Origin of the sequence: Campylobacter concisus, from assembly GCF_003049065.1 — a bacterium.
Lineage (GTDB): Bacteria > Campylobacterota > Campylobacteria > Campylobacterales > Campylobacteraceae > Campylobacter_A > Campylobacter_A concisus_BE.
In genome coordinates this window covers 47751-60846 of record NZ_PISC01000002.1, presented here as the reverse complement: position 1 = coordinate 60846, position 13096 = coordinate 47751, and the positions used below count along the sequence as shown (strand labels likewise).

The 13096-nt window shown below is 39.3% G+C and carries 13 protein-coding genes; all 13 read left to right on the top strand.

The window, feature by feature from the left end; translation table 11 throughout:
• Positions 1-20: 20 nt before the first annotated feature.
• On the top strand, positions 21-812 hold the full coding sequence (locus tag CVS81_RS02000) for a UDP-2,3-diacylglucosamine diphosphatase (RefSeq protein ID WP_107964930.1): 792 nt from the start codon (positions 21-23) through the stop codon (positions 810-812).
• A complete protein-coding gene (locus tag CVS81_RS01995; RefSeq protein WP_021089619.1) occupies positions 812-1765 on the top strand; it encodes a chemotaxis protein in 954 nt (317 codons plus the stop codon). The genes CVS81_RS02000 and CVS81_RS01995 overlap by 1 nt, the downstream gene beginning before the upstream one ends.
• 8 nt (positions 1766-1773) lie before the next feature.
• Positions 1774-4128, top strand: coding sequence for a chemotaxis protein CheW (locus tag CVS81_RS01990; RefSeq protein WP_107964929.1), 2355 nt, complete (start codon positions 1774-1776; stop codon positions 4126-4128).
• A gap of 10 nt (positions 4129-4138) precedes the next feature.
• Entirely contained in the window at positions 4139-4636 is a 498-nt protein-coding gene (locus CVS81_RS01985; RefSeq protein ID WP_021087872.1) for a chemotaxis protein CheW, read from the top strand.
• Between the two features lie 8 nt (positions 4637-4644).
• Positions 4645-5271 (top strand): phosphoserine phosphatase SerB, encoded by a 627-nt coding sequence (gene serB / locus CVS81_RS01980; protein ID WP_107964928.1) that lies wholly within the window; start codon positions 4645-4647, stop codon positions 5269-5271.
• 4 nt (positions 5272-5275) lie between these two features.
• Complete coding sequence (locus CVS81_RS01975) at positions 5276-6268, top strand: transaldolase (protein ID WP_107964927.1); 993 nt, start codon at positions 5276-5278, stop codon at positions 6266-6268.
• Positions 6268-7428, top strand: a complete 1161-nt coding sequence (locus CVS81_RS01970) for a type IV pilus twitching motility protein PilT (RefSeq protein WP_021087845.1) — start codon at positions 6268-6270, stop codon at positions 7426-7428. Before CVS81_RS01975 ends, CVS81_RS01970 begins: the two co-directional genes overlap by 1 nt.
• A gap of 67 nt (positions 7429-7495) precedes the next feature.
• Positions 7496-8032: a 50S ribosomal protein L25/general stress protein Ctc gene (locus CVS81_RS01965; RefSeq protein WP_002939542.1), complete on the top strand. Its 537-nt coding sequence runs from the start codon at positions 7496-7498 to the stop codon at positions 8030-8032.
• 11 nt (positions 8033-8043) lie between these two features.
• Entirely contained in the window at positions 8044-8592 is a 549-nt protein-coding gene (gene pth, locus CVS81_RS01960) for an aminoacyl-tRNA hydrolase (RefSeq protein WP_107964926.1), read from the top strand.
• The gene (locus CVS81_RS01955; protein ID WP_107964925.1) at positions 8589-9653 is read left to right on the top strand and encodes an LptF/LptG family permease; all 1065 of its coding nucleotides are present in this window, start codon (positions 8589-8591) and stop codon (positions 9651-9653) included. The genes pth and CVS81_RS01955 overlap by 4 nt, the downstream gene beginning before the upstream one ends.
• A gap of 55 nt (positions 9654-9708) precedes the next feature.
• The gene (gene lysA, locus CVS81_RS01950) at positions 9709-10932 is read left to right on the top strand and encodes a diaminopimelate decarboxylase (RefSeq protein ID WP_107964924.1); all 1224 of its coding nucleotides are present in this window, start codon (positions 9709-9711) and stop codon (positions 10930-10932) included.
• On the top strand, positions 10916-11995 hold the full coding sequence (pheA, locus tag CVS81_RS01945) for a prephenate dehydratase (RefSeq protein WP_107964923.1): 1080 nt from the start codon (positions 10916-10918) through the stop codon (positions 11993-11995). The genes lysA and pheA overlap by 17 nt, the downstream gene beginning before the upstream one ends.
• The gene (gene hisC, locus CVS81_RS01940; RefSeq protein WP_107964922.1) at positions 11995-13092 is read left to right on the top strand and encodes a histidinol-phosphate transaminase; all 1098 of its coding nucleotides are present in this window, start codon (positions 11995-11997) and stop codon (positions 13090-13092) included. Before pheA ends, hisC begins: the two co-directional genes overlap by 1 nt.
• Positions 13093-13096 lie beyond the last annotated feature (4 nt).

Genomic DNA, 13096 nt, shown 5'->3' with positions numbered 1-13096 from the left:
ATTTTTAATTAAGGCAAAATTTGAGCGAATACCTATATGTCCCCGTTATAAAAGAAGGCGCGATCTTTTTGGCTGATGCGCATGAAAATATAAATAGAGATGGATTTTTGAAATTCTTACGTGCCGTTGATAGCGGAGAGATCAAGGAGCCACCACAGATTTTCTTACTTGGCGATATATTTGATTTTTTAACGGGCGAGGGCGAATATACGCAAAAATTTTACGCTGAGCACTTAAGGCTTATAAACAAAATTTCACAAAAGGTGGAAATTTTTTACTTCGAGGGCAACCACGATTTTAGGCTTTCAAATTTATTTAATAAAACTAGAGATTTTTGGGACAAAGGCGAGAGGCTAAGCTTTGAGGGGGTAAAGGTCTATGACATTTGCGCTCAGCCAGTGAAATTTAGAACTATAGGTGGCGAGTACGTCCAGATCGCGCATGGCGATATATTTTTACCTTTTATAGATAAGTATGCGCTTAGGTTTTTAAGGCTTAGATGGTTTTTGAAATTTATGAACGCGCTTGATAAAATTTCGGATTTTAAAATTTCAAAAGCGATACTAGCCAAACTTACTAAGAAAAATCTGCACTATAAAATTTCAAACTTCAAGGAGCTAATGAGCAAGCATTTGCAGGGCTTTGACGCAAGTATAGTGATAGAAGGACACTATCATCAAGGTGAGCTATTTGATATTTACGATAGATTTTATATAAATTTACCTTGTTTTGCATGCGAGCAAAGTTATTTTGTTGTAGAATACGCCCAGCAAAAGTTGAATTTGCTCAAAATGAGTTTGAAAGGACATTGATGTTTGGAGACAACGTACTAAAAACGGGCTCAAACGAGATGGAACTTGTTGATTTTCGTATCTTTAAAAAGGCCGAAAACAAAGTATATGAAGGAATATACGGAGTCAATGTCGCAAAGGTGCGGGAGATCATTAAGATGCCAAATCTTACCGAGCTTCCTGGCGTTCCTGAGTATATCGAGGGAATTTTTGATTTAAGAGGTGTGGTTATCCCTGTTATAAATTTGGCAAGATGGATGAATATCGTCGAGCCAACTGAGGGTGTAGTCATAAAGCCACGTGTTATTATCGCTGAATTTAGCGGTATATTGATCGGTTTTATCGTCCATGAGGCCAAGAGGATCAGACGTATAAACTGGAAAGACATAGAGCCTGCAAATTTTGCTGCTGGAGCTGGCACTCTAGATAAGGGTAAAATCACAGGTGTAACGAGAATAGAAAACGACGAAGTACTTCTTATCCTTGATCTTGAAAGCATCGTTGAAGAGCTAGGAATTTACTCACCAAAGATAGAATTTGATGTAACAGACGATCAAAAGATCAAAGGTGCTGCTTTGGTTCTAGATGATAGCTCAACTGCTAGAAAGCTAGTAAAAGATGCACTTGAGAAGATGGGCCTTAGCGTAGTTGAAGCTAAAAATGGCGTTGAGGGCTTAGAGAGGATGGAGGAGCTTTATCAAAGATATGGAGATAACTTGACAAAAGAGCTTAGAGTTATCTTAAGTGATATCGAAATGCCACAAATGGATGGATACCGCTTTGCTTCAACTATTAAAAATGATGATAGATTTAAAGATGTTCCAGTTGTGTTTAACTCTTCATTAAGCAACGAATTTAGTGAGGTTAAGAGTAAAGAAGCCGGTGGTGCTGCGTATCTTACAAAATTTGATGCTGGTGTATTTTATCAAGAGGTGCTAAAAGTGATTGAAGCACATTCTAAATCTGCGAAGTGAGGTGAAGTATGGATGATATGAAAGAAATAATGGAAGACTTTTTAATAGAGGCTTTCGAACTTATTGAGCAGATAGACCATGACCTTGTTGAACTAGAGGCAAACCCTGAAGATTTGGAGCTTTTAAATAGAATTTTCCGTGTTGCTCACACAGTAAAAGGTAGCTCAAGCTTTTTAAATTTTGACGTTTTAACAGAGCTTACTCACCATATGGAGGATGTTTTAAACAAAGCTAGAAAAGGCGAGCTAAAGATTACTCCAGACATCATGGACGTTGTTCTTGAGTCAGTTGATATGATGAAAAGACTACTTGAGAGCATTAGAGATAACGGTAGTGACGCAGCCGCTGGCATCGATATTAAAAATATTTGTGTAAGACTTACTCAAATTTCTGAAGGTGAAGCACCAAGTGCAGCCACAGAAGCTCCAGCAGCAGCACCAGCTCCTGAGTCAGTAAAAGAGCCAGAGCCAGCCGCACCAGCTGAAGAAGCAGCTCCTGAAGTAAGCGATGCTGAGCTTTCAAAACTAAGCGACTCTGAGGTTGAAGCTGAGATAGAGAGACTTTTAAAAGTTAGAAAAGCAGAAGATCAAGCAAGGCGTGCTTCAAAAGGCATAGCTCCAAAATCTCCTGAAGAGATAGCACCAGCTGCTAGCGCTGCACCAGCACCAGCACCTAAGCCAGCTCCTAGTAGAGAAAGAGATGCTGATAAAAAAGTGCCAGCAGCTAGTAGCAGTAGTGCAGTAGCACAAGAGCAAACGATACGTGTTGAAGTCAAAAGACTTGATCACTTGATGAATTTAATCGGCGAGCTTGTTCTTGGTAAAAACCGCCTACTAAAAATTTATGATGACGTAGAAGAGAGATATGAGGGCGAGAAATTCCTTGAAGAGCTAAATCAAGTAGTCTCAAGCCTAAGCTTAGTTACGACTGATATCCAGCTAGCTGTTATGAAGACAAGAATGCTTCCAATAGCAAAAGTCTTTAATAAATTCCCACGTATGATACGTGATTTAAGCCGTGAGCTTGGTAAGCAGATCGACCTTGAAATTTCAGGTGAAGAGACTGAGCTTGATAAATCAATCGTTGAAGAGATCGGCGATCCGCTAGTGCATATCATAAGAAACTCATGCGACCACGGTATCGAAGATCCTGAGACAAGAAAGGCAATGGGCAAACCTGAAAAAGGTCTTGTTCAGCTAAAAGCTTACAACGAGGGCAACCATATCGTCGTTGAGATAGTTGATGATGGTAAGGGCTTAGATGCTGATATGCTTAAAGCTAAGTCGATAGAAAAAGGCATCATCACTGAGCGTGAAGCCGATGCGATGAGCGAGAAAGAGGCGTTTGGTCTTATATTTAAGCCAGGATTTTCAACTGCAGCCAAGGTTACAAACGTATCTGGTCGTGGCGTTGGTATGGATGTTGTTAAGACAAATATCGAAAAACTAAATGGTATCATTGATATCGAGAGTGAAGTTGGAAAAGGTACAGTCATGAAGCTTAAAATTCCACTCACACTTGCGATCATTCAGTCACTACTTGTTGGAACACAAGAGGAATTTTATGCGATACCACTTGCGAGCGTTCTTGAGACTGTTCGCGTGCCGATCGATGATATCTACACGATCGATGGTAAAAACGTTTTAAGACTAAGAGATGAGGTCTTATCTCTTGTTAGACTTTCAGATGTCTTTGGTGTCAATAAAGTCTTTGACGGCGGAGATCAAACTTACGTCGTTATCATCGGCGTTGCTGAGGCAAAACTGGGCATCATAGTAGATACTTTAGTTGGTCAAGAAGAGATCGTTATTAAGTCAATGGGTGATTATTTACAAAATATCCCAGGCATTGCTGGAGCTACTATTAGAGGCGATGGCCGCGTAACTCTTATCATAGACGTTGGTGCTATGATGGAGATGGCTAAAGATATTAAGGTAAATATTAGAGCCGAAATGGAAGATAGCACTAAAGCAAAAGAGAAACCAAGCGATTATAAGGTTCTAATCGTTGATGACTCTAAGATGGATAGAACCATCATGCAAAAATCGCTTGAGCCAATCGGTGTCACAATCATAGAAGCAACTAACGGAGTAGAAGCACTCAATATAATTAAATCAGGCGAGCATGCATTTGATGCGGTGCTCATTGATATTGAGATGCCAAGGATGGACGGATATACTCTAGCAGGTGAAATTCGCAAATACTCTAAGTATCGCACTTTACCGCTAATAGCAGTAACATCAAGAACGTCTAAAACTGATAGATTGCGCGGAGTAGAGGTTGGTATGACTGAATATATCACAAAACCATATTCGTCAGAATACCTTGAAAACGTTGTTAGAAAAAATATTAAATTAGGTTAGGGGTTAGGCGATGAATGATAAACTAAACCAAGTTTTAAGCAAACAAAAACAACAAATTGACGAGCCTGAGATAAAAAACAACGAAGATATAGTCCAACTTGTAGGCTTTGTTGTTGGCGAGGAAGAGTATGCGATACCTATTTTAAATATCCAAGAGATAATCAAGCCTATCGAATACACCCGTGTTCCTAGCGTGCCTGACTATGTTCTTGGCGTCTTTAACCTACGTGGAAACGTTATTCCGCTTATCGACCTAAGAAAGCGTTTTTCACTAAATGTTACAAAGCAAAGCTCAAATACAAGATATATCGTCATGAAAGATGAGGATAATATCGCAGGCTTCGTGATAGACCGCTTGACGGAGGCTATCAGAATAGACCGCAACAGGATCGATCCGCCGCCAGAGACTTTAGTAAAAGACAAAGGCATGATCTATGGTATCGGCAAACGCGATCAAAACATCCTTACGATTTTAAAGGTTGAAAGCCTTTTAAAGCGTGATTTTTAGGGCATAGCTTGATAAAACTTTGTGTTTTTGACTTTGACTCTACAATAATGGACGGCGAGACGATTGATATCCTCGCCGCCGCTAATAACGCCAGCGATGAGGTGGCTAGCATAACGAAACGTTCGATGAACGGCGAACTTGATTTTTTTGAAAGTCTTACAGCAAGAGTAAAATTTTTAAAAGGAATGCCACTTTCAAAAGCAGATGAAATTTGTAAAAATTTACCCATCATGCCAGGGGCTAGCGAGCTTATAGCTGCTCTAAAGCAAAAGGGCGTAAAAGTCGCGGTCTTTAGTGGCGGTTTTCACATCGCAACTGATAAGATGCAAGAAAAACTTAAATTTGATGCAAATTTCGCAAATATCTTGCACCAAAAAGATGGAATTTTAACAGGTGAAGTTGGTGGAGAGATGATGTTTGGTAGCTCAAAAGGCGAAATGATAGATCGCTTAAAGGGGCTATTAAATTTAGATAAAAGTGAGATCATGTGCGTTGGCGATGGCGCTAATGACGTATCTATGTTTAGAAAATGTGATCTAAAAATTGCCTTTTGTGCGAAAGAAATTTTAAAAAAAGAAGCGACGCATTGCGTGGATGTCAAGGATCTGCGTGAAATTTTAAATTTTATAAGGTGAAAAAATGTATGACAATGAAGCTAAATTTTCTCTTTGGTGTGACTTTATAGAGAGAGATTTTTTACAAAACGAATTCAACTCTTTATTAGAAAAAGGCGTTATAAACGGATCTACAAGCAACCCAGCTATCTTTAAAACAGCTTTTGCATCACCTGCTTACAAACAGATCATACAAAATAGTAACAAGCGTCACCCAAAAGATCTTTATGAAATTTTAGCGACCCAAGATATCAAGATCGCCGCATGTAAAATGCTAAAAAACTACGCAAATGGCGATGATGGCTTTGTTAGCATCGAGGTTGATCCAAATTTAAATGGCGAAACAGCTGCGACGATAGAAGAGGGCATCAGGCTTCACAACCTTATCTCAATGCCAAATGTCATGATAAAAATTCCAGCCACAAAAGAGGGCTATGAAGCGATGAGTGCGCTTATGGCAAGAGGTATCAGCGTAAATGCGACGCTCATTTTCTCGCCAGATCAGGCTAAAAACTGCCTAGAGGCCTTTAAAGAGGGTAGCAAAGCTTATGCAAGTCGCTTTGTGGATACGACGATGCCAAAAGGTGTGATCAGCGTTTTTGTTAGTAGATTTGACAGAAAGCTTGATGAGACAATGTCTGCAAAAAGCCTACCAACAGGGCAGATCGGCATAATGAACGCTGCAAATATCTATCATATCATTGAGGATTTTGGCTTAGAAAACGTAAGGACACTTTTTGCAAGCACTGGCGTAAAAGGTGGTGGCTTAAGAGGGGATTATTACGTTAGAGAGTTAATGTATAAAAACTCTATAAACACAGCTCCAATAGAGACGATAAAAGAATTTATAAAAGAAAAAGCTGAGGCAAAAAATGCCCCTAGCAAAGAGAATATCTCAAGCTTTTTTCATATCATAAAAAATAATGAGATCGATATAAATGCTACTTATAAAGAGCTTTTAAATGATGGCTTAAAGCAGTTTGTTGCAGCATTTGACGACATTATGAAATCACTTTAATGACCAAACAAGACCTAGACTCATATCTGTGCTCTTTAGTGGATAAAGGCGGCAGCGACCTTCATCTAAAGTCTGCAAGCCTTGTTTATGGTAGATTTAATGGTGAGATCATGCCACTTAGCGAAGAAAATTTAGACCCAAGTGACGCAGTGGCTATCGCAAACGAGCTTTTGGGGGCTAAATTTGATGAGTTTATGGATAAAAAAGATATAGATTTTTCTTATAAACTAAATGACGAGTACTGCTTTCGTGTAAATATGTTTTTGCAGATAAATGGAATATCTGCTGTCTTTCGTGTCACTCCAACGAAAATTCCAACCATAAAAGATCTAAATTTACCAAGCGTGATAGAAAAAATTTGCACAGAGACCACTCGTGGCATCATTTTAGTGACTGGCCCAACTGGAAGTGGCAAGACAACGACGCTTGCAAGCATGATAAATTTCATAAACCAGACAAAAAGATCGCACATCGTGACTATCGAAGATCCGATTGAGTATGTATTTAACGACGATAAAAGCATAATCAACCAGCGCTCTATCGGCGCAGATGCGCTAAATTTCTCAGATGCGCTAAGGGCTTCATTAAGAGAAGATCCCGACATCATTTTGGTGGGTGAGATGAGAGATCTTGAGACGATTGAGACTGCCATTAGAGCTGCTGAGACTGGACACTTGGTGCTTTCGACACTTCACACGCTTGATGCAAAAGAGAGCGTAAATAGAATAGTAAATAGCTTCCCGCAAGGCGAGCGAGATAAAGTCAGCCTTATGTTCTCTTCAGTGCTTGCTTGCGTCATCTCACAAAGGCTAGTTAAGACGCTTTTTGGCACAAGACGCCCAGCAGTCGAGATCATGAGAAAAAATACCCGCATAAAAGAGCTCATATCTGAAGAGAAATTTGACGAGATCGATCTTGCCATAGCTGAGTCAAAAAATACTTATGGCATGCAAACCTTTGATCAGCACCTGCTTGAGCTTTATGAAAATAAGATAATTAGTGCCGAAGTAGCGCTTGACAATGCCAGCAATAGGGGCGATTTGCAGCTTAAGATAAAAAGCTCAAATGTAGCAGGTTTTAGCTTTGAAAATGGTGTAAATTTTGGCAAACCTCAAAGCAAACAAGATCAACCAGAAGTGATCGCTCTTAAAGAAATTTAATAAGCTTTATGTGAAATTTATAAAGCATTAGATAAAATCAGCACCTATTTTTTATGAAAGGAAAACGATGTTAGAAGGAATCGTTAGAGAGAGTATCGGTAAGAAGTCTGCGAAGGCTTTGAGAAGAGATGGTTATCTAATCGCCAACATTTATGGCAAGGGATTAGAGAATGTTGCAGCTGCTTTTAAAGTCAATGACTTTATCAAAGAGGCACGCAAAAAAGAGAGCCTTGCTTTTGATGTAAAAGTAGGCGGAAAAGTTTATAATGTCGTTATTGTTGATTACCAAAGAGATGTTGTTACAAGCGATCTTAAACACGTAGATCTAAAAGTAGCACTTCCAGGCGTTTTATCAAAATATATGATCCCAGTTAAGCCAGTTGGAACACCTATTGGTCTTAAAAATAAGGGCGTTTTGATCCAGTCAAAAAGACGTCTTTGCGTAAAATGCACGGCTGAAAATTTACCAAATTCATTTGACGTTGATGTAAGCAAACTTGACATTGATGATACGATTTTGGTTCGTGATATCACAGCTCCTAAAGGCGTTACTATCATTGACGCTGACCGTGTTGCGGTACTTGGAGTTATTAAAGCTAAATAAAAAGGGCTTTTGTGACACTAATAGCGGGGCTGGGAAATCCTGGCCTCAAATACGAAAATACTAGACACAACATAGGCTTTATGCTTATAGATCTCTTAAAAGACTCAAAATTCAAAGATATTAGCTCAGCCAAATTTCAAGGCGAAGTTTTTAAATTTAACGATATTATCTTGCTAAAACCAACAACCTTTATGAACCTCTCAGGTCAAAGTGTTAAAGCGGTAAAAGACTTTTATAAACCAGATAGGATAATCGTCATCCACGACGATCTTGATCTTAGTTTTGGCGCGGTTAAATTTAAAAAAGGCGGCAGTAGCGGCGGACATAACGGCATAAAATCGATCGATAATTTAATAGGTAATGACTACGAAAGAGTGCGCGTAGGTATCGGGCATGAGGGCGATGCAAAAAATTTCGTTCTTGGTGAGTTTAGTGACGAGGAGAAAAAGGCTTTAGATGAAATTTTAACCTATACAAAAAATGCAGTTTGCGAGCTACTAAAGAGCGACATCAATGAAATTTCACAAAAATTTACGGTAAAAAAAGGTCTTATCAAATGAAACTATACGCCAGATACGTTGGCTGGGTCTATATAAAATCTTTTCTTATCGTATTTTTAGCGCTTGAGCTATTTTATGTTGGCATTGATCTGCTTACAAATTTAAAAGATATACCGCCATCTGCCAACCTTCAGCTACTCTACGTTGGCCTTACTGCGCTAAGTGCCATTAGTTACGTTTTGCCACTTTCACTCATTTTTGCGCTAATAATTTTGCATGTAAATATGGTCAGATCAAACGAGCTAATCAGCTTTTATGCTCTTGGCATCAGTAAAAACAAGCTCATTTTACCACCATTTCTCATCGCATTTTTTGTGACGATTTTTTACGTTGGACTAAATTTTACGCCGTTTGCTTATGCGCATGACTATCAAAAAAGTATCGCAAAAAACACCGCTTTTTCAAAAAGCACAAACGATTCATTTTTGAAATTTGAAGGTAAATTTATCTATATAAAAGAGCTAAACTCGGCCAAGCAAAGGGCAAATGACGTGAGAATTTTTGACATTAATGGCACTGACTTGCTCTCGACAACTTTTGCCGACCACGCTAAATTTAAAGACAATGAGTGGGTTTTAGAAGATGTAAATCAGACCTTTTTGCCTCAAAATTTAGAGCTTGGCGAAAGTGGCTTTAGTAAGGTAAAAAGTGAAAATTTAGATGCGCTAAGAGGCTTTAAGCCAAAGAGCATCGAGAGTGCTGCAAGCGTTGAAAACTCGAAATTTAACATACCTGACGCGATAAATTTTATAAAGACATTTAAAAACGAAGGCATTGGGCTTGACAGTGCAAAAACTGCCTTTTACAACCTCGCCATTGCGCCATTTTTTGCGCCATTTTTATTGCTTATTTTCTACTATCATTTGCCGGTGACTGGAAGGTTTTTTAACCTTGCACTTTCAACTTTTATCTTTGTTGTGATAACTCTCGTAGTTTGGGGACTTCTATTTATTTTAAGTAAATTTGCTCAGACCTCAGTTATCTTGCCAGAGATCGGCATAATAGTGCCTGTTATTTTGCTTTTTGCATACGGCATTTATCTCATAAAATCGCATCGTTAAGCCAAATTTTGGCAACTTTTCTGTAAAATCAAGCCATTTTAACAAAGGCTATTTTATGAATTTTAAAGAGCTTGCAAGCAAATACAAAACCCCACTTTACGTTTATGATTTTAACTACATTAAAGAGCGCTATGAAGCGCTAAAAAACGCATTTTACGCTAGAAAATCTCTGGTTTGCTACGCTGTAAAGGCAAACTCAAATTTAAGCGTTTTAAAATTTCTGGCTGATCTTGGAGCAGGATTTGACTGCGTGAGCATCGGCGAGGTCAAAAGAGCGCTTTTGGCAGGGGCTAAGAGATATCAGATCATATTTAGCGGCGTTGGCAAGAGCGATGAAGAGCTAAAAGAGGCTTTGGAAAATGAAATTTTGCTGATAAATGTTGAGAGTTTTGCCGAACTTTTAAGGCTTGAAGAGATAGCAAAAGGACTAAATTTAAAAGCAAGGATCAGCATCAGGGTAAATCCTGGCGTTGATGCAAAAACTCACCCATATATCTCAACAGGGCTAAATGAAAACAAATTTGGCGTCAATGCGCAGACAGCTAAAAAGATGTATATCCACGCCAAAGCTTCAGAGTTTCTTGAGCCAACTGGCATACATTTTCACATCGGCTCGCAGCTAACTTCACTAAGCCCGATAATAGACGCTGCAAAGATCGTAAGCGAGCTTTTAAGAGAGTTAAGAGCGCTTGAGATTGATATCAAATTCTTTGATGTTGGCGGCGGACTTGGCATCATCTATAACGATGAAAAAGAGATAAATTTATACGACTACGCACAAGGAATTTTAGGCGCACTAAAAGGTCAAGATGTGACCGTCGTTTGCGAGCCAGGACGCTTCATCGTGGGCAATGCTGGCTACTTTGTAGCAAGTGTTTTATATGAGAAATTTAACGGTAAAAAGAGATTTGTCATCACTGATGGTGCGATGAATGATCTTATAAGACCAAGCCTTTATGGCGCGCGTCACAAAATTTTTGTCGATGGTAAGGATGAAAATTTAGGCGCTTGCGATGTGGTCGGTCCAGTTTGTGAAAGTGGCGACTTTTTAGCAAAAGATATCAAGCTACCAGAGTGTGAAAGTGGCGATATCATCGTGGTTAAAGGGGCTGGAGCTTATGGATTTAGCATGAGCTCAAACTACAATACAAGAAACAGAGCTGCTGAAGTTTGTGTGCTTGATGGCAAAGATAGGCTGATAAGAAGACGCGAGTGCTTTGAGGACGTCGTGGCACCTGAGATTGAGTTTTTGGAGAGCGTTGATGCAAGAGCTAAATGAGCTTAGAAAAGAGATCGATAGTATCGATGATCTCATCTTAAATAAACTAAATGAAAGAATGAAGCTTGTTGAGCAGATCGGCAAGCTAAAGCAAACTACTGGGACGCCCATATATCGTCCTGAGCGCGAGCGAGCTATCATAAACCGCTTAACTAGCCTTAGTAAAGATAAAGCTTTAAATAAGGCTGCGATCGAGGCTATTTATCTTGAAATTTTTGCTGTTAGTAGAAATTTAGAGATGCCTCAAAAGATCGTCTATCTAGGACCTGAGGGCACTTATACGCATCAAGCGGCGCAAAGTAGATTTGGCGCGATGAGTGCATATTTGCCACTTGCTACGATCGAGGCAGTTTTTACGAAGCTAGCTCAAAAAGAGGCAAAATACGGCGTCGTGCCTATCGAAAACAATACTGAAGGCGCTGTTGGAGCTACGCTTGATTGTTTGAGTAAGTTTGATGATATAAAGATAGTGGCAGAGCTCTACGTAGATATCCATCACAGCTTTGTTAGCATAAATGAAAATTTAAAAGAGATAAAGCGAATTTACTCGCATCCGCAAGGCTACAACCAGTGCCGTAAATTTTTAGAAGATCACTTGCTAAATGAGGTCGAATTTGTCCCAGCCAAATCAACCGCAGCAGCTGCATATATGGCATCTATGGATAGAGAATCAGCCGCCATTTGCTCAAAAATCGCAGCTAAAATTTACAACGTGCCAATCGTCTATGAGACTATTGAAGACAATATGGCAAATAGAACGAGATTTTTGATCTTAAGTGATTTTAAAAACGCCAAGGTTGAAAACTCGAAAACTTCGATCCTAGCTAAAACTGATCACAGACCAGGACGCCTTGCTGATCTGCTTTCTATCTTTAAAAATGAAAATATCAATATCACAAAACTTGAGTCACGTCCTATAAAGCAGCGCGAATTTAAGTCAATTTTTTACCTTGACTTTGAAGGGCATATCGACGATGAGAAGGTGCAAAACGCCTTTGAACTTGCAAAAGAGAGCGGCGCTGAGATAACGTGGCTTGGAAGCTATTTAAACGGAGATGAGTAATGAAATTTAATGACTTTTTAGATGATCTAGTAAATTACGAGGCTGGAAAGCCGATCGAGCTTGTAGTTAGAGAGTTTGGCATCGATGCAAAAGATGTGATAAAGCTAGCGAGCAATGAAAACCCTTTTGGCACGAGCAAAAGCGTGGAAGAGGCGCTAAAAGAGGTCGCTAAAAACGCACATCTCTATCCAGATGATAGTTACTTTGAGCTAAAAGAGGGGCTGGCTAAGAAATTTGGCGTAACTAGCAAAAATTTAATCATCGGCTCTGGAAGCGACCAGATCATAGAGTACGTGCTGCACGCAAAAGCGAACAAACAAAGCGGCGTTTTGATGGCTGGTGTGACATTTGCTATGTATGAAATTTACGCAAAGCAAACAGGGGCTAAAATTTACCGCACAAAGAGCGCGGGGCATGATCTAGGCGAGTTTTTAGAAATTTATAACGCCAAAAAAGATGAAATTTCAGTTATTTTTCTATGCATGCCAAACAACCCTTTGGGTGAGTGCTTAGACGCTGAAGAAATTTTTAAATTTATAGAAAAAGTTGATGAAAACACGCTTGTGGTGCTTGACTGCGCCTACAACGAATTTGCTAAATTTAAAGACGCTAAAAAAGAGATAAAACCAAGCGAGGTGGCAAAACTAAAAAATGTTATCTACCTTGGCACTTTCTCAAAGGCCTACGCACTTGGCGGCATGCGCGTGGGATACGGCGTGGCAAATGAAGAGATTATAGGCGCTCTTTCAAAGCTAAGAGCCCCTTTTAATATCACAACACCGAGCTTAAGAGCGGCGATCGTAGCACTTGGTGATGATGAATTTGTGCAAAAAACTATGCAAAACAACTTCGAGCAGATGAAGAGATATGAGGAATTTGCAAGGCAAAATGGCATTGAGTTTATCCCAAGCTATACAAATTTCATCACATTTAAATTTAATGAGCCAAAATCAAGCCAGATATGCGAAAAGATGCTAAAAAAAGGTATAATTTTACGAGATTTAAAAAGCTATGCCTTAAATGCAGTGAGAATCACCATCGGTCAGGCATGGCAAAACGATAGAGTTTTTGAAGAGTTAAAGCAAATTTTAAAGTAGGGAT

Bases quoted from the DNA above. Each gene is read 5' to 3' on its own strand.
- lysA (WP_107964924.1), top strand. From the start codon at position 9,709: ATGAATTTTAAAGAGCTTGCAAGCAAATACAAAACCCCACTTTACGTT.
- CVS81_RS01995 (WP_021089619.1), top strand. From the start codon at position 812: ATGTTTGGAGACAACGTACTAAAAACGGGCTCAAACGAGATGGAACTT.
- hisC (WP_107964922.1), top strand. From the start codon at position 11,995: ATGAAATTTAATGACTTTTTAGATGATCTAGTAAATTACGAGGCTGGA.
- CVS81_RS01965 (WP_002939542.1), top strand. From the start codon at position 7,496: ATGTTAGAAGGAATCGTTAGAGAGAGTATCGGTAAGAAGTCTGCGAAG.
- CVS81_RS01970 (WP_021087845.1), top strand. From the start codon at position 6,268: ATGACCAAACAAGACCTAGACTCATATCTGTGCTCTTTAGTGGATAAA.
- CVS81_RS01985 (WP_021087872.1), top strand. From the start codon at position 4,139: ATGAATGATAAACTAAACCAAGTTTTAAGCAAACAAAAACAACAAATT.
- CVS81_RS01955 (WP_107964925.1), top strand. From the start codon at position 8,589: ATGAAACTATACGCCAGATACGTTGGCTGGGTCTATATAAAATCTTTT.
- CVS81_RS01990 (WP_107964929.1), top strand. From the start codon at position 1,774: ATGGATGATATGAAAGAAATAATGGAAGACTTTTTAATAGAGGCTTTC.
- CVS81_RS01975 (WP_107964927.1), top strand. From the start codon at position 5,276: ATGTATGACAATGAAGCTAAATTTTCTCTTTGGTGTGACTTTATAGAG.
- pheA (WP_107964923.1), top strand. From the start codon at position 10,916: ATGCAAGAGCTAAATGAGCTTAGAAAAGAGATCGATAGTATCGATGAT.